The 24,097-nt window shown below is 71.0% G+C and carries 18 protein-coding genes; 17 read left to right on the forward strand and 1 reads right to left on the reverse strand.

All coding sequences use genetic code 11. The features are described from left to right. Window positions 1–83: 83 nt before the first annotated feature. Window positions 84–623, reverse strand: coding sequence for a hypothetical protein (locus ACVTJA_RS18400; protein WP_465837804.1), 540 nt, complete (start codon window positions 621–623; stop codon window positions 84–86). Between the two features lie 808 nt (window positions 624–1,431). Here ACVTJA_RS18400 and ACVTJA_RS18405 point away from each other — a divergent pair. Genes ACVTJA_RS18405 through ACVTJA_RS18485 form a run of 17 tightly spaced genes read left to right on the forward strand, consistent with a single transcriptional unit; the run spans window position 1,432 to window position 24,076 of the window. After that, on the forward strand, window positions 1,432–2,958 hold the full coding sequence (locus tag ACVTJA_RS18405; RefSeq protein WP_465837805.1) for a phage tail sheath family protein: 1,527 nt from the start codon (window positions 1,432–1,434) through the stop codon (window positions 2,956–2,958). 12 nt (window positions 2,959–2,970) lie between these two features. Further along, window positions 2,971–3,501 carry a phage tail protein gene (locus tag ACVTJA_RS18410; RefSeq protein ID WP_465837807.1) on the forward strand — a complete coding sequence of 177 codons (531 nt, stop codon included), beginning with the start codon at window positions 2,971–2,973 and terminating at the stop codon, window positions 3,499–3,501. A gap of 14 nt (window positions 3,502–3,515) precedes the next feature. Continuing rightward, window positions 3,516–4,247: a T4 family baseplate hub assembly chaperone gene (locus ACVTJA_RS18415; protein WP_465837809.1), complete on the forward strand. Its 732-nt coding sequence runs from the start codon at window positions 3,516–3,518 to the stop codon at window positions 4,245–4,247. Further along, the gene (locus tag ACVTJA_RS18420) at window positions 4,244–5,314 is read left to right on the forward strand and encodes a hypothetical protein (protein ID WP_465837811.1); all 1,071 of its coding nucleotides are present in this window, start codon (window positions 4,244–4,246) and stop codon (window positions 5,312–5,314) included. The genes ACVTJA_RS18415 and ACVTJA_RS18420 overlap by 4 nt, the downstream gene beginning before the upstream one ends. Continuing rightward, the gene (locus tag ACVTJA_RS18425; RefSeq protein ID WP_465837813.1) at window positions 5,311–6,507 is read left to right on the forward strand and encodes a Pvc16 family protein; all 1,197 of its coding nucleotides are present in this window, start codon (window positions 5,311–5,313) and stop codon (window positions 6,505–6,507) included. Before ACVTJA_RS18420 ends, ACVTJA_RS18425 begins: the two co-directional genes overlap by 4 nt. Beyond that, complete coding sequence (locus ACVTJA_RS18430) at window positions 6,504–8,495, forward strand: ATP-binding protein (RefSeq protein ID WP_465837815.1); 1,992 nt, start codon at window positions 6,504–6,506, stop codon at window positions 8,493–8,495. Before ACVTJA_RS18425 ends, ACVTJA_RS18430 begins: the two co-directional genes overlap by 4 nt. Further along, entirely contained in the window at window positions 8,492–8,770 is a 279-nt protein-coding gene (locus ACVTJA_RS18435) for a hypothetical protein (RefSeq protein ID WP_465837817.1), read from the forward strand. Before ACVTJA_RS18430 ends, ACVTJA_RS18435 begins: the two co-directional genes overlap by 4 nt. Further along, a complete protein-coding gene (locus ACVTJA_RS18440) occupies window positions 8,767–9,405 on the forward strand; it encodes a hypothetical protein (RefSeq protein WP_465837818.1) in 639 nt (212 codons plus the stop codon). Before ACVTJA_RS18435 ends, ACVTJA_RS18440 begins: the two co-directional genes overlap by 4 nt. 7 nt (window positions 9,406–9,412) lie before the next feature. Then, window positions 9,413–9,703, forward strand: coding sequence for a hypothetical protein (locus tag ACVTJA_RS18445; protein WP_465837819.1), 291 nt, complete (start codon window positions 9,413–9,415; stop codon window positions 9,701–9,703). A gap of 6 nt (window positions 9,704–9,709) precedes the next feature. After that, window positions 9,710–10,852: a hypothetical protein gene (locus tag ACVTJA_RS18450; protein ID WP_465837820.1), complete on the forward strand. Its 1,143-nt coding sequence runs from the start codon at window positions 9,710–9,712 to the stop codon at window positions 10,850–10,852. Then, window positions 10,849–11,397, forward strand: coding sequence for a phage baseplate assembly protein V (locus tag ACVTJA_RS18455; protein ID WP_465837822.1), 549 nt, complete (start codon window positions 10,849–10,851; stop codon window positions 11,395–11,397). The genes ACVTJA_RS18450 and ACVTJA_RS18455 overlap by 4 nt, the downstream gene beginning before the upstream one ends. 4 nt (window positions 11,398–11,401) lie before the next feature. Continuing rightward, the gene (locus ACVTJA_RS18460; RefSeq protein ID WP_465837823.1) at window positions 11,402–11,737 is read left to right on the forward strand and encodes a PAAR domain-containing protein; all 336 of its coding nucleotides are present in this window, start codon (window positions 11,402–11,404) and stop codon (window positions 11,735–11,737) included. Between the two features lies 1 nt (window position 11,738). Continuing rightward, complete coding sequence (locus ACVTJA_RS18465; RefSeq protein ID WP_465837825.1) at window positions 11,739–12,095, forward strand: GPW/gp25 family protein; 357 nt, start codon at window positions 11,739–11,741, stop codon at window positions 12,093–12,095. Between the two features lies 1 nt (window position 12,096). Further along, window positions 12,097–14,751 carry a putative baseplate assembly protein gene (locus ACVTJA_RS18470; protein WP_465837827.1) on the forward strand — a complete coding sequence of 885 codons (2,655 nt, stop codon included), beginning with the start codon at window positions 12,097–12,099 and terminating at the stop codon, window positions 14,749–14,751. Continuing rightward, window positions 14,748–17,273 (forward strand): putative baseplate assembly protein, encoded by a 2,526-nt coding sequence (locus tag ACVTJA_RS18475; RefSeq protein ID WP_465837828.1) that lies wholly within the window; start codon window positions 14,748–14,750, stop codon window positions 17,271–17,273. Before ACVTJA_RS18470 ends, ACVTJA_RS18475 begins: the two co-directional genes overlap by 4 nt. Continuing rightward, complete coding sequence (locus ACVTJA_RS18480) at window positions 17,270–19,549, forward strand: hypothetical protein (RefSeq protein ID WP_465837830.1); 2,280 nt, start codon at window positions 17,270–17,272, stop codon at window positions 19,547–19,549. Before ACVTJA_RS18475 ends, ACVTJA_RS18480 begins: the two co-directional genes overlap by 4 nt. Before the next feature lie 9 nt (window positions 19,550–19,558). Further along, window positions 19,559–24,076 (forward strand): DUF6519 domain-containing protein, encoded by a 4,518-nt coding sequence (locus ACVTJA_RS18485; RefSeq protein ID WP_465837832.1) that lies wholly within the window; start codon window positions 19,559–19,561, stop codon window positions 24,074–24,076. Window positions 24,077–24,097 lie beyond the last annotated feature (21 nt).

A 24,097-nucleotide genomic window follows, 5' to 3' on the forward strand; every position in this document is an offset into this window, starting at 1 on the left:
GGTGCTCGCATGGCCGCTGGCCGGGCGGGTTGGACGATCTGACTTCGGCACGGTGAGGCCCCCCAAGTACGCGATTCCCGGCGTCAGGGGACGTGCTCCGCGCATCGATATTCACGCCGGACGGCGGGTCCCCGATGCCGGCCCCCATCCTCGAACTCCCCCAGCGCCTCGGGCCCCTGGTCGAGGGCGCGCATGTACTCGGACCAGGCCTCCGCGAAGTCCTCTGTATAGGTACCGGACTCCTCGTAGCTGTCCTCCGTGTAGTCGTTCAGGTGGTTGTCGTCGTCGTCGGCCGCCTCGGCCCAGCCGTCGGGGATGCCCGGGGGCTGCCCGGTGAGGCTCTCGATGATGCGCGACAGGAAGGTGTCGTTCGCGTCCTCCACCTGCCGGCCGATGAGGTGGCCGATTTCGTGGTGGAAGATGTCCGCCGTCACGTTGGCCTCGCCGCCGTAGAACGTGATGGTGCCGTCGTCCGAGCTCGCGGTCGCGGCGGCCCCACCCGGGTCCGGCTCCCCTTGATGACGACAGGGTGGAGCGAGCCCGGAGGTCCTCCGGCGTCTCGCTGTACGAGTCGACGACCTGCGGACGGGCTCGAACACGCTGGCGCCCTGGAACGTCCGCATCGCCGTGTTCTGGATGCTGGGAGCGGTGGTGGGCAGGGCGCGGGACGGGCCGCGAGGGACGCCGTGGCGGACGCCGAAGTGGAGGAGGACAGCGACACGGGACGGGGCAGCCGGCTCCGCGGCAGCCGTGTGTTGAGTCAGGGCTCAAGGGCGGGCGAGGCGCCGTGACGTGACTGTCGGCCCGAAGGGAACGCGTCACTGTCTGTCAATCAAGACGCCTGTGTCATTTGATGTTTCGGCAGGTGGAGTGCCGGCCGACGTGTGAGTCATTGCCCTCGCGGGCAGTACATTGTTGGACCGGACGCATACATGGAGTGTGCGATTGACTGAGCACGCGCAACCTGTTCATGCGAGCGTGGTGATGCGGGGCGTCAAATGTTCCGCTCTGTATTCTTGACGTGATGGGTAGGATGTAGCACGGCCGATGTAACCCGACGGGCATATGCGATCTGTTTTTCCTATACGCACGGGGGGTGACAAACCGTTTTGTTTTTGGCATGGTGCCTCCCCAATTGACGTTGGTGTGTTGGAAATCAGCTGGAGATTTCCAGGGGTGGGGGAAACCAATGCTTCGGGAAGTTTTGCCTCGGCCAATTGTCATACCGAATCGCGGAGGGCGCTGGGGGCGCGCCATCCGTGAGTGGCCTCGTTCGACGGCTCATCCCGGCCCCTAGTCACACGGCGGAATCCACTGACGTGCTTGTTGCACCGGCACGCGCGTTCTTCGTGCGTGCGCCGCAGGGCCCCGTCTGCGTTCTCTTCCCGCGGCCTGGGCATTCAGAACCCATTCTTGAAGGGAGGACGACTCATGCCGGCTGCTCTCAGCTACCCGGGCGTCTACGTCGAAGAGATTCCAAGTGGTGTCCGTGCCATCACCGGCGTGCCCACGTCCGTCACGGCCTTCATCGGCCGCGCACTGCGCGGGCCCACCGATGACCCCATCATCGTCAACGGTTTCGGGGACTTCGAGCGCATCTTCGGCGGCCTCTGGGTGGACAGCTCCCTGGGCTACGCCGTGCGCGACTTCTTCCTCAACGGAGGTGGGCAGGCCATCATCGTCCGCCTCATCGGCACCGGCGCCACCACGGCCAGCATCGCCGTGAGTGGCATCACGTTCGTGGCCGCCAGCCCGGGCGCCTGGGGCAACAACCTGCGCATCTCGGTGGACCACGACACGAAGGACCCCACCAGCACCACGCTGTTCAACCTGACCGTCACCGACACGGGGACGAACAACTCGGAGCGGTTCCTCAACCTCTCCAGCTCGGCGTCGGACGTGCGCTTCTACCCGAAGGTGCTCGAGCAGAGCTCCCGGTACGTCCGCGTCCAGCCGGACGGGTCCGGCAACTTCCCCACCTCCCGGCCGGCGGTGACGGCCTCGCCCGTGGGCCCCGCCACCGCGCCCGTCGACGGCGGCCGCCTCACCGAGGCCGCGTTCACCGGCACCGGCAAGGAGGATGCCAAGCAGGGCCTCTACGCGCTGGAGAAGGCGGACATCTTCAACCTGCTGTGCATCCCGCCCTACCTGGCCGGGGATGACGTGGACCCGTCCCTGGTGGGGGCCGCGGCCAGCTACTGCGAGAAGCGCCGCGCCGTCCTCATCGTGGACCCGCCCAGCGACTGGGACGACGTGAAGGCGGCGACGGACGGCTACAAGGCGGACCCGGACCCCATCGGCACGCGCAGCAAGAACGCGGCGCTGTACTTCCCGCGCCTCGTGCAGCCCAACCCGCTGCGCGAGAACCAGTTCGAAATCTTCGCCCCCTGCGGCGCGGTGGCCGGCGTCATCTCCCGCACGGACACGCAGCGCGGCGTGTGGAAGGCGCCCGCGGGCCTGGAGGCGTCGCTCACCGGCGTGCCCAAGCTGAGCGTGCCGCTCACCGACAAGGAGAACGGCCAGCTCAACCCGCTGGGCATCAACTGCCTGCGCACGATGCCGGCCGCCGGCCGCGTGGTGTGGGGCGCGCGCACGCTGCAGGGCAATGACCTGCTGGCCTCCGAGTGGAAGTACCTGCCGGTGCGCCGGCTCGCGCTCTACATCGAGGAGAGCCTCTACCGGGGCATCCAGTGGGTGGTGTTCGAGCCCAACGACGAGCCGCTCTGGGCGCAGATCCGCCTCAACGTGGGGGCCTTCATGCAGGGGCTCTTCCGCCAGGGGGCCTTCCAGGGCGCGTCGCCGCGCGAGGCGTACTTCGTCAAGTGCGACAAGGAGACCACCACGCAGGACGACATCAACCTGGGCGTGGTCAACATCGTCGTCGGCTTCGCGCCGCTCAAGCCCGCGGAGTTCGTGGTGCTGAAGCTGCAGCAGATGGCCGGTCAGAGCGAGGCGTAAAGGAGATTCCCCATGGCCCAGTTCAGCGTCAACGCGCAGCGGTTCGATCCGTACAAGAACTTCAAGTTCCGCGTGAAGTGGGACGGGAAGTACGTGGCCGGCGTGAGCAAGGTGAGCGCCCTCAAGCGCACCACCGAGGTGGTGAAGCACCGCGAGGGTGGAGACCCGAGCAGCAGCCGCAAGTCTCCCGGCCGCACGGAGTACGAGGCGATTACGTTGGAGCGCGGCGTCACCCACGACCGCGAGTTCGAGCAGTGGGCGAACAAGGTGTGGAACTACGGCTCCGGCCTCGGCGCGGAAGTCTCGCTGAAGGACTTCCGCAAGGAGGTCATCATCGAGGTCTACAACGAGGCGGGGCAGCTCGCGATTGCCTACAGGGTCTACCGGGCCTGGGTGTCCGAGTTCCAGGCGCTGCCGGACCTGGACGCCAACGCCAACGCCGTCGCCATCCAGACGCTCAAGCTGGAGAACGAGGGCTGGGAGCGCGACTACCAGGTGGGCGAGCCCACCGAGCCGAGCTTCCTGGAGCCGCCCAACTCGTGAGCCGGTGACGGGGCATGCGCGCACTGACCGCTCCAGAGCTGATGGGAGCCTGGGAGGCGGGCCATCCGCACGCCGGCCCCGGGCGAGCGCTCGCGCTGTTGTGCGCGGCGTTCCCGGACGTGGCGCCGGAGCAGCTCGCGAAGCTGCCGGTGGGAGCGCGCGATGCGCTCCTGCTGACAGTGCGCGAGGGCACCTTCGGGCCGCGTGTGGTGGGGCTCGTGCCGTGCCCCGCCTGCGGTGAGCGGGTGGAGCTGGGCTTCGAGGTGGCGGACATCCGCGCGGCTCCGGAGGCGCCGCCGCCGGAAGCGCTGGACGTGGCGCATGCGGGGTACGCGGTGCGGTTCCGGCTGCCGGACAGCCGGGACCTGGCGAGCCTGCTCGGGCTGGACGCGGGCAGGGCGCGGCAGCGGCTTCTGGGGCGGTGCGTGCTGGAGGTGAGCCGGGAAGGAGAGGCCGTGAGCGTGGCGGAGCTGCCAACAGACGTGGTGCTCGCGGTGGCGGACGCCATGGAGAAGGCGGACCCGCAGGCGCGCGTGGAGCTCGTCACGGCCTGCCCGGCGTGCCGGCACTCGTGGCAGCCGGTGTTCGACATCGGGGAGTTCTTCTGGAGGGAAGTGGAGACGTGGGCGCAGCGCACGCTCCACGAGGTGAACGTGCTGGCGCGGGCCTACGGCTGGTCCGAGGAGCGCATCCTCGCGATGAGCCCGTGGAAGCGGCAGCGCTACCTGGAGATGGCGGCGGGATGAGCGACTACTTGAGCCATCTGGTGGGACGGCAGCTCAGCCCCGACTCCGGGGTGCGGCCCCGGGTCGCCTCGATGTTCGCCCCCAGCGAGCACGTGCCCGAGGAGGGCTCCGCGCTCACCGAGGGCATCGAGGAGCGCGAGGTGCTTGGCACTCCGTCCCGGAGCCCGGCGCGCATGGACCCGTGGAACACCGTGGCCCGCGCGCTGGCCTCGCCGCCGCGGCCCGGCCCCGCGCCGGTGCCGTCCATGGCCGCGGGCCTGGCGCGTGATTCGTTGGACTCGCCGCCGGGGCTCGCCGCGCGTGGACGCGCGTCGCCTGCGTCCGCCATCGCCGTGGGGCTCGACCTCGACGTGCCGCCCGCGCGGCGGAGCGCACCGGCGAGCTCCGTGCCGGCTCAGGACCCGCTCTCGACGAGAGGCGAGGGGACCGCAGCACAAGTGGTCGCCGACCTGGACGCGAATGCGCCACGCGAGGGCACGGTGCGTCCGGAGCCGGAGGGCCTGGAGCCAACGCCCCGGAGCGTGGAGGCGAGCGCGCCTTCTCCGAAGAGCCCCGCGCCGCGGAGCCCGGGCGAGGCTCCGCGCTTCGCCGAGCGTGCTCCCTCGCGGAATACCTCCGCTCCGCATCAGGACTTCGTTCCTTCCGCCTCGCGGGAGGTCGCTTCCCCATTCTCCGGGGGCAACGGGCCCGGGACGTTCGAGGCCACCGCCACGGTGTCGCCGCCAGACGCGGCCGCCCCGGGGCGCGCGGCGCCGCCCGCCTTGGAGCGGGCCCGTGCCCCCGGTGCCGTACCGGTCCGGACATCCTCCGCGGCCGAAGCGTCCGACGCCCGGGCCTCCACCTCGCCGCGTGGCCCGGCCATCCCGGTGCAGGCGGAGCGCGTGGTGTCCACGCCCCCGCAGGTGGTCACGGAGAGCACGTCCGCGCCTGTGGTGCAGGTGACCATCGGCCGAATCGAGGTGCGCGCCGCCACGCCGCCCGCGCCCGCGAGGCCGGCTCCCGCGCGCCCGTCATCGGCGCTGTCACTCGATGAGTACCTCCGGCGCCGCAATGGGGGTGGGCGATGAGCAACTCCCTGGCCATCGCGGCCGTGACGGCCACGCTGCGCACGCTGCTGTTCAGCCACCTGCAGGGGGACTTCCCGGACATCGACGTGTCGACGCTGCCGCCGGACAAGGCGCGCTCGAAGGACGCGACGCACCACCAGGTCAACGTCTTCCTCTTCCAGGTCACGCACAATCCGAACCTCCGCAACATGGAGATGCCCACGCCGGGCCGGACGAACGAGGGCGGCTTCCCGCCGCTCGCGCTCCGGTTGAGCTACATGCTCACCGCGTACTCGCCGGGCGACGACGACGTCGCCAGCCACAAGGTGCTCGGCAAGGCGATGCTCGTGCTGCACGACCACGCGCTGCTGGGGCCGGAGGAGATTCGCACCTCGCTCCCCGACAATGATTTGCACCAGCAGGTGGAGCGCGTCCGCATCACCCCCGACCAGCTCTCGCTGGAGGACGTCTCCAAGATGTGGACGGCCTTCCAGTCGCAGTACCGCATCTCCGTCATCTACCAGGTGTCGGCCGTGCTCATCGAAAGCGCCCGGGCCCGCCGCTCGCCGCTGCCCGTGCTGCGCAGCCAGATTACGTCCCGGGCCGGGCTCCCGGCGCCGTTCCCCGTGCTGGAGTCCGTCCTCCCGCCCGACCCGCAGACGGGCGCGCGGCTGGGCGAGACGGTGGTCCTCCAGGGCGGAAACCTCGCGGGCGACACGGTGGCGGTACGCTTCAACCACCCGCAGTGGACGGCCCCGGTGGACGTGGCGGCGTCGGACGTCACCGCCGCGCGCCTGACGGTGGCCATCCCCAACAACGCGGCGGCCTGGCCCGCCGGCATGTACTCCGTGGCGGCGGTCATCCAGCGCGCGGGCGAGCCCACGCGCACCACCAACGCGCTGCCGCTGGCGCTGGCGCCCAACCTCACCAGCATCACCGTGGGGCCGCGCGCCGGGGACGACTCGGTGACGCTCACCGTGGGCTTCGCGCCCCAGGTGCGCGTGGAGCAGCGCGTGTCCCTGCTGGTGGGCGACCGCGAGGTGCCCGCGCCCTCTCGCGGCAGCGCGGTGGCGTCCCTGGCCTTCGTCGTGCCGGACGCGCCCACGGGTGAGCACTACGTGCGCCTGCGCGTGGACGGCGTGGACTCGCTGCGCGTGGACCGCAGCGTGACGCCTCCGGTGTTCGACTCCTCGCAGCGGGTGACCCTCCCATGAGCACGCCCAGCAAGGCGCAGCCCTGGACGGAGGCCAACCGCCGCCACCTCACCGCGGCGCTGGGCGTGGTGCGCGCGCACCTGCACCGGCACGCGCGCGCGTCCGGAGCGCAGGTGCCCGCCGGCGCGGATGACCTGGACGCGGCCCGCGCCGCGCTGGCCAGCGCCGAGGCCGCGCTGCCCGCTCCCTCCGCGATGAGCGTGCTGGTGGCCGCCTTCGGGCTGTCCCCCTTCGAGCGGGACGTGCTGCTGTGCAGCGCGGGAATGGAATTGGATTCCGGCTTCGCCGCCGCGTGCGCCGCCGCGCAGGGCGAGCCCCGGCGCGCATTCCCCACCTTCGGCATGGCGCTGTCCGCGCTGCCGGACGCGCACTGGAGCGCGCTGACGCCGGTGGCCCCGCTGCGCCAGTGGGAGCTCGTCTCGGTGTCGCCGGCCGAAGGGCTGACGCACGGCGCGCTGCGCGCCGACGAGCGCGTGCTGCACTACCTCGCCGGGCTCTCGTACCTGGACCCGCGCCTGCGTGACATCGTGTTCCCCGTGCCACCGGGTGCCGCGCTGCCGCCCTCGCACGAGGCGCTGGTGGGCCGTATCCAGCGCGTGTGGCAGCACGGCGCGGGCCTGGACGAGGCGCCGGTGGTGCAGCTCTGCGGCCCGGAGTCGGAGGGCGCGCAGGCCGTCGCCTCCGCCGCGTGCTCCGCGCTGGGGCTGGGCCTGCACGTCCTCCGGGCCTCGCACCTGCCCGCGTCGCTGGACGAGCGCGCGGCCCTGGGCCGACTGTGGGAGCGCGAGGCGCTGCTGGCCGGCAGCGGCCTGCTCGTGGAGTGCGACGAGTCGTCCGGCGCCGAGGTGCTGCGCGCGGCGGTGTCGTTCGCCGAGCGGGTGCGCGGCGCCGTCTTCCTCTCCAGCCGCGAGCCGCTGCGCCTGCGCGGCCGCCCCGCGCTGCACCTGGACGTGCGGCGGCCCACCCGCGACGAGCAGCGCGTGTTGTGGCGCGAGGCGCTCGGCCCCGCCGCGTCCCGCGTGGACGGGGTGGTGGAGCGCGTGGTGTCCCAGTTCGACCTGTCCATGCGCTCCATCCGCGCCGCGGGCGCCGAAGTGCGCGGGCAGGCGGGAGATGGCGAGGGCTCCCCGCTGGGCGACGCGCTGTGGTCCGCGTGCCGGCTCCAGGCGCGGCCCCGCCTGGAGGACCTGGCGCAGCGAATCGAGCCCTCCGCCGACTGGGACGCCCTGGTGCTGCCCGAGGCGCAGAAGTCGCTGCTGCGGCAGGTGGCCGCGTGCGTGCGCCAGCGCGTGCGCGTGTACGAGACGTGGGGCTTCGCGGCGCAGGGCTCTCGCGGCCTGGGCATCAGCGCGCTGTTCTCCGGCGCCAGCGGCACCGGCAAGACGATGGCGGCCGAGGTGCTGGCGCGCGAGCTGAAGCTGGACCTGTTCCGCATCGACCTGTCGCAGGTGGTCAGCAAGTACATCGGCGAGACGGAGAAGAACCTGCGCCGCGTCTTCGAGGCCGCGCAGGAGGGCGGCGCCATCCTCCTCTTCGACGAGGCCGACGCCCTCTTCGGCAAGCGCACCGAGGTGAAGGACAGCCACGACCGCTACGCCAACATCGAGGTGAGCTACCTCCTGCAGCAGATGGAGGCGTACAGCGGCCTGGCCATCCTCACCACGAACATGAAGGACGCGCTGGACACCGCGTTCCTCCGCCGCCTGCGCTTCGTGGTGCAGTTCCCGTTCCCGGACGCCGCGCAGCGCGCGGAAATCTGGCGTCGCATGTTCCCGCCCTCCACGCCCACCGAGTCGCTGGAGGTGGCACGGCTGGCGCGGCTGAGCGTCACGGGCGGCAACATCCGCACCATCGCCCTCAACGCCGCCTTCCTGGCCGCGGACGCCGGAGAGCCCGTCCGCATGGCGCACCTGCAACGCGCGGTGCGAGCCGAGTTCAGCAAGTTGGACAAGCCCTTGTCGGAAGCCGAGGTCTCGGGGTGGACATGAAGCCGCGACACATCTCGCTGCACATCGACGAGCTGGTGCTGCACGGCGTCCCGTCCGCCCACCGCCAGCGCGTGGGCGAGGCCATCCGCGAGGAGTTGTCGCGGCTCCTGGCCGAGCAGGGCCTGCCGCCGGGCGTGGACGCGGCCTCGCTGGCGTCCCGGCTGGACGCCGGGGCCATCACCGTGAAGCCCGGTGGCACGCCGGAGGCCATGGGCGTGAGCGTGGCCCGCGCCGTGTACTCGGGCCTGGGCGGTGGCGGAGGGCAGGGACGATGACCACCTTCCCGCGTTCACCCCGCGCGCAGCGCGGCGCCATCATCGGCCTGGACCCGATGAACCCGGTCTCCAGCGTCGTCGTGTTCCAGTACAACCCGGACACGATGACGCGCACGTTGCAGCCCCAGATGGCGGGCGACAACGGAGACCGCACCGAGGTGCAGCGCCTCAAGGGCCCCCCCATCGAGACCATCAAGCTGGACGTGGAAATCGACGCCACGGACCAGCTCGCGTCGGTGAATCCCATCGCCACGTCGATGGGCATCTACCCGCAGCTCTCCGCGCTGGAGATGCTCGTCTACCCGAAGACGGCGCAGGTGCTCCTCAGCAACGTGCTCGCGAAGGCGGGCGTGCTGGAGGTGCTGCCCAACGTCTCGTCGATGACGCTGTTCGTCTGGGGGCCCAAGCGCGTGGTGCCCGTGAAGCTGACGGAGTTCTCCATCACCGAGGAGGCCTACGACCCGTCGCTCAACCCCATCCGGGCCAAGGTGACGCTGTCGTTGCGGGTGCTCACGTACAACGACCTGCCCATCACCCACCCGGGCTTCGCCCTCTTCTTCTCCCACCAGGTCGTCAAGGAGGCCATGGCCGTCGTCGGCAGCGTCAATGGTGCTGCCAGCGCGCTGCCGAGGTGATTCCCGCATGCTCGACCCCAACAGCCGCTACGCCAACCTCGAGACTGTCACCATCACCCTGCCGGATGGCCGGGTGGCCGCGTACAAGCGCCGCCGCTTCCTTCCGTCCGGCCAGGACATGCGTCTGCTCGCCGAGCTCACCGTCACCGAGGGCGACCGCCTGGACTTGCTGACGGCGCGCACGCTGGGAGACCCGGAGCAGTTCTGGCGCGTGTGTGACGCCAACGACGTGCTCAACCCCTTCGAGGTGATGGAGGAGCCGGGGGCGGTGGTCCGCATCGCCATGCCGGAGATTTAAGCGCGTATGGGAATGCTGGGCGTCAACCTCCTGATGATGGTGGGACCGGCGGTGCCGATCCCCGCTCCGCCTCCGCTCATCGAGGCGCTGCAGTCCGTGGAGGTCACCCACAACGACGAGGGGCGCTCCGGCTTCCAGCTCACCTTCAGCGTGGGCCGCGCCGGGCCGTTGCAGTTGGTGGACTACGGGCTGTTGTCCAACCCGCTGCTCCAGCCCTTCAACCGCGTGGTGCTGGTGGTGACGTTCAACGTGGTGCCGCAGGTGCTCTTCGACGGCATCATCACCCACCGGCAGCTCACTCCGTCCGAGCAGCCCGGGGCCTCCACGCTCACCGTCACCGGTGAGGACGTGAGCACCATGATGGACCTGGAGCAGAAGGTCCACGAGAACCCGGCACAGGTGGAGCCGCTCATCGCCCTGCAGCTCATCGCCCGGTACGCGAAGTACCAGATGGTGCCCATGGTGCTGCCGCCGCCCACGCTGGACGTGCCGCTGCCCATCGTCCGCTCACCGATATTCCGCGGCACGGACTACGCGTACCTCCAGGAGATGGCCCGCCGCTTCGGCTACGTCTTCTACGTGGAGCCCGGCCCGGCGCCGCTGATGAACAAGGCGTACTGGGGCCCGCCCATCCGCACCGGCGTCCCGCAGCGCGCCCTGTCCGTCAACATGGGCGCGGACACCAACGTCAACAACATCAGCTTCCAGTACAACGCGCTGGAGCCCACCACCGTGTCCGGCAAGGCGATGGTCTTCGGCCGGGCCATTCCGGTGCAGACATTCATCAGCACGCGCCTGCCGCCGCTCGCGGCCATGCCCGCGGTGCTGGTGCACCAGCCGAACGTGCGCAAGACGCTGCTGGAGGTGCCGGACGGCACCAGCTACGTCGCCGCCTACGCCCAGGCGCAGGCGATGACGGACGCGTCCACGGACAAGGTGCTCACGGGCTCCGGCGAGCTGGACGCAGCGCGGTACGGAGACCTGTTGCGCCCGCGCGGCCTCGTGGGCGTGCGCGGGGTGGGGTGGATGCACGACGGCTTCTACTACGTGAAGAACGTCACGCACTCCATCAAGGTCGGCGAATACAAGCAGCGCTTCACCCTCACTCGCGAGGGACTCGGGGCGCTCACACCGGTGGTGCCTCCATGAGCACGTACTACGGGAAGTACCGGGGCGAGGTGGCCAACAACATCGACCCCATGATGCAGGGGCGCGTCCAGGTGAAGGTGCCCACCGTGCTGGGTGACAGCCAGCTCTCCTGGGCCATGCCCTGCATGCCCTATGGCGGCAACGGCGTGGGCTTCTTCGCGGTGCCGCCCAACGGCGCCAAGGTGTGGGTGGAGTTCGAGCGCGGCGACCCGAACTACCCCATCTATACCGGCTGCTTCTGGGAGGCGGGCGAGGCACCCGCCCAGCCCGCCGTGCCGCAGATGAAGGTGTGGAAGACGGACGGCATCACGATGACGCTGAGCGACATGCCCGGCGCGGGCGGGCTCACGATTGAAATCAGCCCTCCCGTCGTGGCCATGCCGCTGAAGGCCGTCTTCAACTCGCAGGGCATCGAGCTGTCGCAGGGCGGCACGACGAAGGCGGTGCTGAGCGCCACCGGCATCGAGCTGTCGTTCGGCGCGGCCAACGTGAAGCTCGGCCCCACGGGAGTCAACATCAACAACGGCGCGCTCGAGGTGATGTGACGCCATGCCCGGATTCCTCCTCCACGTCGGCGCCACGGTGATGTGCCCCCACGGGGGCCAGGTGCAGATTTCCCCCGGCAACCCTCGGGTGAAGGTGGGCGGCCAGCCGGTGGCCACCATGGCGGACATGTACATGGTGTCCGGCTGCCCGGTGACGATTCCGCCGCCCACGCCCGGCCCGTGCCTGCGGGTGCAGTGGCTGGTGCCGGCGGTGCGCGTCCGCGTGGGCGGGCAGCCCGTCATCCTCCAGTCCAGCTCGGGCCTGACGTTCAGCGTCCAGCAGATACCGGTGGGCCCGCCGCAAGTGGTGATGACCCAAGTCCGGGTGAAGGGGACCTGACATGCAGATCGGCTTCCCGTTCCGCATCGATGGACGTGGCCGCACGGCAGACGCGGACCTGGACACGCACGTGCGGCATCTCCTGGAGCAGGTGCTCTTCACCTCGCCCGGCGAGCGCGTGAATCGGCCCACCTTCGGCACGGGACTGGCGCAGCTCGTCTTCGCGCCGAACAGCGAGGAGCTGGCCACCGCCACCCAGTTCCTGGTGCAGGGCGCGTTGCAGCAGTGGCTGGGAGACCTCATCCAGGTGGAGTCGGTGGACGTCGTCAGCGTGGAGGGCACGCTGTCGGTGACGGTGCGTTACGTGGTCCGCCGCACGCAGCAGCGGCAGGTGGCCCAGCTGTCCCGGGGGACGTGACATGGGCGAGCGCTACGTCTGCAAGAGTGAGCGGCGCCGTCAGCTCGTCGCCGCGTCCACGGACTTCAACGGCATCGACTACCTGGAGGTGCTGGACGCCGAGGCCACCGAGCTCGGCGTGGAGCGCCAGAAGACGCTCTGGGTCCACTTCTTCAAGGAGCTGCCGGAGACGCTCGGCACCGACAACGTCCTCATCGAAGGCGGCGTGCGCCTGAAGGACGTGGGCGTGGTGTGGGCGTACCGGCTGGACAGGATTCCCGCCGGCACGGACGGCGGCGCGTGGGCGGGGGAGCAGTCCCGCCCGGACGCGAAGGAATGGCTGGTGGTGCGCACCGACTCCGTGGGGGACTTCTCCACGTACACGCTGGTGCTGCGCCGCTCTGTTGCCGACACCGTCCCGCCGGACGGCTTCGACGTGCTGCTGTCTCGCGTGGACTTCACCTTCAAGGTGGAGTGCCCCAGCGAGTTCGACTGCGCGCCCGCGAAGGCTGGCCCTCCGCCCCCGGGCGCGGACCCGCAAATCGACTACCTCACCCGCGACTTCTCCAGCTTCCGGCGGCTGATGCTGGACCGGCTGTCTCAGGTGTCGCCGCAGTGGAAGGAGCGCAACGCGGCGGACCTGGGCGTGGCGCTGGTGGAGGTCATGGCCTACGCGGCCGACTACCTCAGCTACTACCAGGACGCGGCGGCCACCGAGGCGTACCTCGGCACCGCGCGCAAGCGCACCTCCGTGCGCCGGCACGCGAAGCTGCTGGACTACCCCATGCACGACGGCTGCAACTCGCGTGCGTGGGTCTGCGTGGAGGTGATGGAGGGCGCGGACGGCTTCGAGCTGAAGGGCCCGACGGAGACGACGCCGGGGACGCTGTTCCTCACCACCACGAACCCGGGGCCGCGCGTGCTGGACGCGTCCCAGCTCACCGTCGCGGTGAGCGAGGGTGCCGAGGTCTTCGAGTCGCTGCACGACGTCAAGCTCTCCTGGAAGCACTCGGAGATGCGCTTCTACACGTGGGGCGAGGACAAGTGCTGCCTGCCCGAGGGCTCCACGACGGCCACGCTGCTCAACGAGGGCAACGTGCTGAAGGACCTCGCGGTGGGGCAGGTGCTCCTCTTCGAGGAGGTGCGCGGCGCCACCACGGGCCGTCCGGAGGACGCGGACCCGTCCCGCCGCCACCCGGTGCGCCTCACCAGCGTCACCTTCACCGAGGACCCGCTGCTGGAGAAGCAGGTGGTGGACATCGCGTGGAGCGCGGAGGACGCGCTGCCCTTCGAGCTGTGCCTGTGGGACGTGGAGGTGCCCGCGGATTCGTTCGCGCTCTCCGCGAACGCGCCCGCGCTGCTGGCGCAGAGCACCACTGGCACGCCGGAGATGCTCAGTGGCGTCACGGGCCCTGGGGCCCTGATGCTCACGGGTGGAGGCGGTGGAGGCCCGCCGCCGGGCGAGAAGGCCCCGGTGAGCGTGGTGCGCGGCAACGTGGTGCTGGTGGACCACGGGCGCACGCTGAGCGGCGAGGAGCTGGCGGACGTGCCGGAGGAGGGGCGCTACCGGCCCCGGCTGAAGCGTGGACCGCTGACGATGGCGGGCCGTGCAACGGGAGGCCGCAAGGCGGTGGACGCGAAGGCCTCGGCGGCCGCGGCCATGCGCTGGTCCATGGAGGACGTGCTGCCCGCCATCTGGCTCCAGGAGAAGGACGGCGGGCGCGTGTGGACGCCGCGCCGCACGCTGCTCAACAGCGGGCGCTTCAGTCGTGAGTTGGTGGCGGAGGTGGAAGAGGACGGCCGCGCGCGGCTGCGCTTCGGCGACAACGTGCTGGGCGAGCGCCCCTCCGCCGCGGACACGCTGCTGGCCACCTACCGCGTCGGCAACGGCACCGCGGGCAACGTGGGAGCGGAGTCCATCTCCCGCCTGTACCACGCGACGGGCGGCGACTGGCGCAATGCCATCTTGCGCGTGCGCAACCCGCTGCCCGCCGTGGGCGGCGTGGAGCCGGAGTCGCTGGCGCAGGTGCGCATCAACGCGCCCCAGGCCTTCCGCGTGCAGCAGCGCGCGGTGACGGAGGCGGACTACGCGGAGGTGGCCCAGCGCCACCCCGAGGTGCAGCGCGCGGTGGGCAGCCTCCGGTGGACGGGGAGCTGGCACACCATGTTCGTCACCGTGGACCGCAGGGGCGGGCGCCCGGTGGACGGCGAGTTCTCCAGCACGCTGGGCACCTTCCTGGAGCGCTTCCGGCTGGCGGGCTACGACATGCGCATCGAAGGCCCCGTCTTCGTGCCGCTCGACATCGTCATGACGGTGTGCGTGCAGCCGGGCTTCCTCGCCAGCAACGTGAAGGCGGCGCTGCTGGAGGTCTTCAGCAGCAGGGATTTGCCGGACGGCCGCCGCGGCTTCTTCCACCCGGACAACTTCACCTTCGGACAGCCGGTGTACCTGAGCCGCATCGTCGCCGCCGCCATGGCGGTGCCGGGCGTGGCGTGGGTGGACACCGAGGAGGCCACGGCCAAGCCCAACCGCTTCAAGCGCTGGGGCCAGGTGTCGCGTGGCGAGTGGCAGGAGGGGCTCATCACCATGGAACGGCTGGAGATTGCCCGGCTCGACAATGACCCGAGCCAGCCGGAGAACGGGAAGCTCGACTTCCAGATGCAGGGGGGCCTGTGAGCACGCCAGGGACGGGGCTGGACGACGGATGCGAGGCCTGCACGGATGACGGCTCCGCGGAGCCGTCGCCGCTGTACAACCGCCCCGGACAGCCGGCGCTCGCGTACCGCATCGGCACGCACGCCAGCTTCTTCCACCGCATGCTGGCGCGGCTGCCGCGCGAGGCGCTGCCGGACGGCGACTTCGCCCACACGCGCCCCCTGGCCGCGCTCACCACGCGCAGCCCGGAGGACCCGGCCGTCGCGCTGCTCGACGCGTTCGCCACCGCGGCGGACGTGCTGACCTTCTACCAGGAGCGCATCGCCAACGAGGGCTTCCTGCGCACCGCCACCGAGCGGCGCTCGGTGCTCGAATTGGCGCGCGAGATTGGCTACGAGCTGAAGCCGGGCGTGGCCGCGAGCACGTACCTGGCCTTCACCGTGGAGACGGCGCCGGGCTCGCCCGAGGTGGTCCAGGTGGCCGAGGGCGTGCAGATTCTCAGCATCCCCGGCCAGGACGAGCGGCCCCAGACGTTCGAGACGGTGGAGGCACTGGAGGCGCGCGCGGCGTGGAACGAGCTGTACCCCCGCCAGACGGAGCCGCAGGACTTCTCCAACACCACGAAGAAGCTCTACCTGCAGGGGCTCCAGACGGGAATCGTTCCCGGGGACGCGCTGCTCCTCGTGGGCGCCGAGCGCGAGGAGAGTCCCGGCAGCGAGCGGTGGGACCTACGCATCGTCCGTGAAATCACGCGGGTGACGGACCTGACGGACTCGGCGCGCAGCCACACGGTGGTGGCGTGGGAGCCGGCGCTGGGCAGCGAGACGCCGCCCGTGCCGCCCTCGTCGAAGCCCAGGGCCTATGTGCTGCGGCTGCGCGCCAGCCTGTTCGGCTACAACGCCGCGGACTTCCGGCTGCTGCCGGACCAGGTGAAGGATGCGTTCAAGAAGAAGCCCGAGGACCCGCGCCCCACCGACTATCCCGGCTTCGAAATCCAGACCGCCTCCGACCGGATGTTCGACCTGGACCGCGAGTACCCCTCGCTCGTCCCCGGGAGCTGGGTGGTGTTGCAGAAGTCCAGCTACCTGGAGCTGTACCGCATCCAGGAGGCGAAGCCCTTCGCTCGCGTGGACTTCGGCCTCACCGGCCGGGTGACGCGCCTGAAGGTGGACGCGATTGAGCACCTGTCGTGGTTCCCCCTGCGCGGCACCACGGTGCTGGCGCAGAGCGAGGAGGTGCCGCTGACGGAGAAGCCGCTCACCACGACGGTGAAGGGCCTGACGGTGCTGCTGGACCGCGAGGTGGCTGGGCTGACGGCGGGGCGCATCCTCATCGTCGAGGGGCGGACCACGGCCGCGGGCGCCCCGCTGGTGCGCGAGCGGGCGATTCTCGCGAGCGCGACGAAGAGCGGCACCAGCACGCTGCTCGAGTTCGAGGAGCCGCTGCAATACGAGTACGTGCGCTCCACGGTGCGCATCTACGCCAACGTGGCCAATTCCACGCACGGCGAGACGGTGTCGGAGGTGCTGGGCAGCGGCGACGGCTCGCGGAAGAACCAGCGCTTCGCGCTGAAGAAGCCGCCGCTCACCTACGTGCCCGCGGCCACCGTCACCGGCGGGGAGAGCACGCTGGAGGTGCGCGTCAACGGCGTCCTCTGGGAGCAGGTTCCCACCCTGTTCGGCCAGGACTCGCGCCGCCAGGTGTACATGGTGCGGCACGAGGACGACGGCTCCGTGGTGCTCACCTTCGGCGACGGCGAGTCCGGCGCGCGGCTGCCCACGGGGCAGGAGAACGTGGTGGCGGTGTATCGCTCCGGCATCGGTCCGGAGGGAGAGGTGGACTCGGGGCAGCTCGCGCTCCTGCGCGTGCGCCCGCTGGGCATCCGCGCCGTCACCAACCCGCAAGACGCCACCGGCGCGGCGGCGCCCGAGTCGCGAGACGACGCGCGCTCGCATGCGCCGTCCTCCGTGCTGACGCTGGAGCGCGTGGTGTCGCTCCAGGACTACGAGGACTTCGCCTCCACGTTCTCCGGCATCGGCAAGGCGCAGGCGGCGGACCTGACGAACGGCGAGCGCATCCTCGTGCACCTCACGGTGGCGTCGGAGCGGGGAGAGGCGGTCGCCAAGGGCACGCAGCTGTACGACGCGCTGGTGGACGCGTTGACGAAGGTCCATGACCCGGTGCGCGAGTTCGTCGTGGACTCGTTCGAGCGCATCACCTTCCGCCTGAAGGCGAAGCTCCAGGTGGACCCGCGCTACCTGGCGGAAGACGTGCTGGCCCGTGCGGAGGCGGCGCTGGGCTCGGCCTTCTCCTTCACGGCGCGGCGCTTCGGTCAGGCGGTGAGCGCGGCGGAGGTCATCCGCGTGCTGCAGGAGGTGGAGGGCGTGGTGATGGTGGACCTGGACTCGCTCTATTTCGGCACCACGCCGTCGCTGAGCTCGCTGCTGCCCGCGCGCACGGCCCGCTGGGAGGGCACGCAGATGAAGCCCGCCCAGCTCCTGCTGCTGGAGTGGGTGGCCGGTAGCCTCGAGGTGAAGCCATGAGCACGGCCCCCCAGGACAGGCTCTACAAGCTGCTGCCGGCCGTCTACCGCAGCCGGGATGCGCTGCAGGGCGAGCCCCTGCGCGCGCTGCTCGCCATCATCGAGCGCGAGATGCTGGCCGTCGAAGACGACATCGGCCAGCTCCACGACAACTGGTTCATCGAGACGTGCCAGGAGTGGGTGGTGCCGTACATCGGCGACCTGCTCGGGGTGCGGGACCTCATCCCGGTGGACCCGTCGCTCTTCAGCCAGCGCGCGTACGTGGCCAACACGCTGGCCTACCGCCGCCGCAAGGGCACGGCCGCGATGCTGGAGCAGCTCGCGCGCGACGTGACGGGCTGGCCGGCGAAGGTGGTGGAGTTCTTCGAGCGCGTGGGCACCACGCAGCACGTCAACCACGTCCGCCTGCACTCGCTGCGCACCCCGGACCTGCGCGACGCCAACGCGATGGAGCTGGTGAGCACGCCCTTCGAGAACGCCACCCGCACGGTGAACGTGCGCCACATCGACAACCGGCGCGGCAAGCACAACATCGCCAACGTGGGTGTCTTCCTGTGGCGCCTGGAGGCGTTCCCGGTGGTGGGCGCGCCTGCTGCTCCAGTGGCTGTCGGCTCCGAGCCGGGCGTGGAGGGACCGGGCTACTTCCGCTTCAGCGTCCTCGGCAACGACACGCCCCTCTTCAACCCGCCGCAGTCGGAGACGGCCATCACCTCGCTGGCCTCGGAGGTCAACGTGCCCGGGCGGCTGCGCCGCAAGCCGCTCTCCGCCGAGCTGGAGGCACGCCGCGCGGCCCTCACCCGGGGCGAGACGCCCGAGGAGCTGTACTTCGGCGCGGCTCCGGCCTTCACCCTCTACCAGGCCAACCTGCCGGCGCAGCCCACGCCGCTGGAGCCCGAGCGCCTGGTGCTGTGCGACTTGTCCACCTGGCACCGGCCGCCGGAGAAGCTCACGTACCAGGACGCGGACGGCAACGACGTGGAGGTGCCCATCCTCGCCGGGGTGGACCCCGTCACCGGCCGCATCGCCTTCGCACCGGGACAGCACCCGGACCGGCTCCACGTGTCCTATTCGTACGGCTTCAGCAGCGAGGTGGGCGGCGGCTTCTATGACAGGCAGGACACGCTCCCGGCCGTCGAGGAGCGCGCCGTGTACCGCGTCTCGTACAAGGGGCCGCACGCCACGGTGGGCCACGCGCTCATCGCCTGGCGCGCGGACCTGAACGCGGGCGCGCCGCGCGCGAAGGACGCGCTCATCGAGGTGCAGGACAGCAGCGTCCATGCCTTCGACGAGCTCCATGTCCCGGCCGGCGTGAAGCTGGAGCTGCGCGCCGCCAACCTCCAGCGCCCGGTGCTGGACGTGCCCGGCGCCCCGTGCGTGGTGCGGCTGGACGCGGGCGCGGAGGCCATCCTCAACGGCTTCATCGTGAAGGGCGATGCCCTGGACGTGCGCGCGGGCGACGACGCGTCGCTGACGCTGCGGCACTGCACGCTGGTGCCCGGGCTCGGACTGAGGCCGGACGGCTCGCCCATGGACCCGATGGCGGCGAGCCTCACCCTCCGCGGCGCGGGCGTGGGCTCGTGCGCGGTGTCGCTGGTCCGCTGCATCACCGGCCCCATCCTCGCGGGGCAGGCCACGCGCCTGCTGCTGGAGGACTCCATCGTGGACGGCCTCGGTGGCCCCGCGCTGGGCAGCCTGCCGGAGCCCGGCACGGGTGGCGGCGGTCAGGTGCTGGCCCCGGAGGAAGACGCGGCGGAGGAGGCCGGCCAGAAGAGCTTCGGGCCCGGCGAGGAGCCTCCACCCGAGGGGCCTTTGACGGACTCGGGGGCGACGGGCCGGCTGACGATTCGGGCCAGCACGGTGCTGGGCGACGTGGAGGCCACGGTGTTGGAGCTGGCCAGCGACTCGCTCTTCACCGGAATGGTGAGCGTGGTGCAGCGGCAGAAGGGGTGCATGCGCTTCAGCCACGTGCCGGCGGGCTCGCATGTGCCCACGCGTTTCCGTTGCCAGCCGGCCTACGCGGAGGACGCGCCGGCGGAGGTGAAGGAGGAGGTGGAGCGGCGCGTGTGGCCCGTCTTCACCTCCCTGCGGTACGGCGACCCCGGCTACTGCCAGTTGTTGGTGGATGCGGATGACGCCATCCGCCGGGGCGCCAGTGACGAAGGCGAGATGGGCGTGTTCCACCACCTGCAACAACCCCAGCGCGAGGCCAACCTGCGCGCCAGCTTGAAGGATTACCTGCGCTTCGGACTCGAGGCGGGGATCTTCTTCGTGACCTGAGGAGACGCCATGAAGGGCGATTTCAGCCGGAACACCTTCCGGCCCGCGAAGCACTACTCCGGCGTGCGCATGCAGCAGGGCCGCGTGCAGCTCGACGCGGACTGGAACGAGCAGCTCGACATCCAGTCGCACCTGGACGAGACGACGCACAAGGACGTCATCGGCCGCGCCGGTGGGCCGCTCGAGGCGGGCAAGCCCATCGACCAGACGGGCTTCGCCATCTTCCTGCAGGGCAGCCAGCCCTGGGTGCGCAAGGGGCGCTACTACGTCGACGGCATCCTCTGCGAGAACGAGGAGGACACCGCCGTCGCCACGCAGCCGGACCTCAAGGCCCTGCCGCCGCTGCCCACGGCCGAGGGCACGTACGTCTTCTTCCTGGACGTGTGGCAGCGCCACGTGACGGCGCTGGAGGACCCGGCCCTGCGCGAGGTGGCGCTGGGCGGCCCGGACACCGCCACGCGCTCGCGGACGGTGTGGCAGGTGAAGTGGCTGCCAGTCACGGGCGCGGACCTGTCCAAGCCGTGCGAGGACTTCGGCACCGCGAGCTGGCTGCCTCCGGCGCTGGCGAGCACCGGCAAGCTGGCCGCGCGCGCGCAACCCGAGGCGACCAGCACGAACCCGTGTGAGGTGCCGGCCAGCGCGGGCTACCGGCGGCTGGAGAACCAGCTCTACCGCGTGGAGGTCCACGACGAGGGCTCCGCGGACGGCACGGCCACCTTCAAGTGGTCCCGCGACAACGGCGTGCTGGTGAGCGCCGTGAAGAACGTGGACTCGGCCCTGCGGCTCATCACCGTGGACGTGCCGGGCAAGGACGCCTACCGGCGCTTCATGCCCAACCAGTGGGTGGAGCTCACCGACGAGGACCGCGTGCTGCGCGGCCAGCCCGGCGTGCTGCTCCAAATCGAGACCGTCACCGGCCCCCAGCTCAAGGTGAAGACGTGGCCCGCGGGGACGCCCACGACGGGCAAGCTCACCGTGCGGGCCTGGGACACGGTGTCCACCAACGGCACCCTGAAGGTGGCGACGGACGCCGACACCACCACGCCCGCCGTGAAGGACTGGCTGACGCTGGAGAGCGGCATCCAGGTGCTCTTCACCGCGGGAACCTACCGCACGGGCGACTACTGGCTCATCCCCGCGCGCACCGTGCTGGGCGACGTGGAGTGGCCGGTCGACGCGTCGAAGAATCCCATCTTCGAGGCGCGCCACGGCATCGACCACCACTACTGCGCGCTGGCCATGGTGCGGCGCAACGCGGACGGCTCGTACACGCTGATGCACGACTGCCGGCGGCTCTTCCCGCCGCTCACCCAGCTCAAGTCGCTGCTGTACGCGGGCGGTGACGGGCAGGAGACGATGCCGGGGCAGTGGCTCATGCGGCCGCTGCGCGCGGGCGTGTTCAACGGTCAGGTGCCGGTGCAGGGCGCGAGCGTGCGCTTCACCGTGCTCACCGCCGAGGGCAACGGCGTGCTCGGCGCGACGTACAACGCCGCGACGACGGCCACCACGCTCACCGTGCAGACCGACGCGAATGGCATCGCGGAGGTGTTCTGGAAGCCGGACGACACGGGCTGGACGACGGCCAACATCCGCTACAGCCAGCGCGTGGAGGCGAAGCTGCTGGACCAGGATGGCCACGAGATTCACGGCCCCATCCGCTACGGCGCCAGCCTCAGCGTGGCCAGCCAGGTGGCCTACAACCCGGGCTGCACCAACCTGAGCGCGACGCACACGGTGCAGGAGGCGCTGGACACGCTCTGCAACCAGTTGGAGCTGTCCTACGAGGGCGGTGACGGGCAGGAGGTGCTGCCGGGACAGGCGCTGGACCAGCCGCTGCGCGTGGGCGTGGCGCGGCACCAGCTGCCGGTGGCCGGTCAGACGGTGCGCTTCACGACGACGCAGGGGCGGTTGTCGCTGGACGGCACGACCTTCACCTCGCAGGAGGTGGTGGCCACCACCGGAGCGGCGGGCGAGCTGCTCGGCATCGCCCAGGTGTACTGGCGGCCGGACGGCACCAGCGCGGCGCCCGCCACGCAGCAGGTGAAGGCGCGGCTGGAGATTGCGGGCACGCCGGTGCACCTGCCGCTCGTCTTCACCGCGCGGCTGAGCCTCGCGCGCCTCGTGGCCTACACGCCGGGCTGCACCAACCTCAGCGACGCGGACACGGTGCAGGAGGCGCTGGACACGCTGTGCAACCAGCTCGAGCTGTCCTACGTGGGCGGGGACGCGCAGGAGGTCATTCCCGGCCAGTCCCTGTTCCAGCCGTTGCGTGTGGGCGTGGCGCGCCATCAGCAGCCGGTGGGCGGCCAGACGGTGCGCTTCACGGCGCTGCAGGGCGAGCTGTCGCTGAACAACGACACGGGCTGGGCGCCGGAGCTGGTGGCCACCACCGGGACCACGGGGGATGCGCTCGGCATCGCCCAGGTGTACTGGCGGCCGGCCAGCGGCGTCGAGGCTCCCGCCACACAGGAGGTCATCGCGAAGCTGGAGGTGGGCGGCAAGGTGGTGCACCTGCCCGTCCGCTTCACGGCGCACCTGAGCCGCGCCAGCTCGGTGGCGTACCAGCCCGGCGCGTGCTCCACCCTGAGTAGCGCCACCAGCGTGCAGGAGGCGCTGGACACGCTGTGCCGCGTGCGCGAGTTCCGCTACGTGGGCGGAGACGGGCAGCAGGGCCCGCGCGGGCAGTTCCTCCCGTCGCCGCTGGAGGTGGCGGTGGTCAGCGGCGAGACGCCGCTGGCGGGCGTCATGGTGCGCTTCCGCATCACCACCGGCACGACTACCGAGGCACAGCTGCGCCGGGTGGATGACCCGCGGGTGGTGGGCCCACAGCTCGACGTGCCCACGGATTCCGAGGGCATCGCCCGCGTGAGCTGGAGGCTGGACTCGCAGAACACCACGCAGCGCGTGGAGGCGCGGCTGCTGGAGCCGTCCGGCCCGTCCAACGCGGTGCCGCCCATCCACTTCAATGCGGGCTACGCCGAGGGTGCCTCGGACCCGGTCATCAAGGTGACGGGCATGTCGTGGGTCAGCACGAACTACGGCACGCTGGTGAACAACGGGGGCTACATCTTCTTCTCCGACAGCTTCGCCCCGGGCATCCGCCTCACCTGCGACACCGAGCTGCTGCAGACGACTCCGCCTCCGTCCGTGGTCTACGCGCAGGTGGACGTGCCGTATCCCTTCTCGCCGCAGGACCGGACCTACTGGCAGGGGCAGTGGAACAACCAGCAGCTGGGGACGCTGCCAGGCGTCATCGCCTACCAGACCTTCACGCTCCTCGGGAACGTGAGCATCCAGGGCAACACCATCGTCTGGGTGCCGCCCAAGGCCACCACGGACTTCATCAACGTGCTCATGTCGGTGTCGTGGCCCGTGGGCGTGCTGATGCGGCTGACGGTGAAGGGCGGCTTCATCCGCTCGAAGGATGGGACGCGCCTGCTCGACGGCGAGGTGACCTCCCTCTCCAACGAGAATCCGTGGAGCATCGGCCTGCCCAACACGGGCGACGGGAAGCGCGGTGGGGACTTCCAGGTGTGGTTCTACATGCGGCCCCTGGTCATCGGAATCGTTCCGATTACGGGCGGCACGGGCGGCGCCATCGAGGTGCCGCGCGTCACGGAAGGCACGGCGACGCCGAGCCTGGTGCCCGCCACCGCACGGTTGGCGGTCTCCGCGCCGACGACGGAGGAGGCCGCGAAGCCGCGCACGTACTCCGGGCTGAAGCAGTCCTGGGGCATGGCGCGTGACTCGAAGCGGGCCGAGCTGCTGGTGGCGGACTCGGCGGGGGACGCGGTGGTGCGCTTCGACCTGAAGGCCGAGGGCACCGTGAAGCCCCTGGGCACCACGGAGAAGGGGCTGGACGCGCCCACGGCGCTCGTGGTGGACGCGGAGCGCGACGAGGTGTTCGTCGCCAACAGCGGCAATGACTCCGTGGCCGTCTTCAAGCGCGACGCGAAGGGCAACCTCGTGCCGGCTCGTACGTTGGCGGGCCGCAAGACGGGGCTGTCCGGGCCGGTGGGCCTGGCGTTGGACTCGGCGAAGAAGGTGCTCTACGTCGCGGGCTCGGGGAAGACGCTGCTCGGCGCGGCGACCGGGACGCGGCCGGTGAAGGCGGCCTTCCTCTCGGTATTCGACGTGGACGCCAGTGACGACACGGCGCCGCGGCATCGGTGGACGGGGGATGAGCTCGGCCTCCACCGGGCGGCGGGCCTGGCGGTGGACCTCCAGAAGCGGGAGCTCTTCGTGGCGGACACGGGGGCGGATGCGGTGTTCGTCTTCTCGCTGGATGCGCTGGAGTCGGGCGCGGAGGAGGTGAAGCCGCTTCGCGTGCTCCAGGGCAAGCGCACGGGGCTGGCGCAGCCGGTGAGCCTGTCGCTGGACGAGCGGAGCGAGGAGCTGTGGGTGGCGAATGCCCGCACGGGCGCGGTGACGGTGTACGCGCGCACCGCGCAGGGCGACGTGGCTCCGGCGCGCACGGTGGAGGTGCCGGGCGAGGCGAAGAAGGGCCTGCGAGGCGTGCTGGTGTAGCAGGCGCGGCGGGAAGGGGGT

This window comes from Pyxidicoccus sp. M6 (assembly GCF_055568925.1).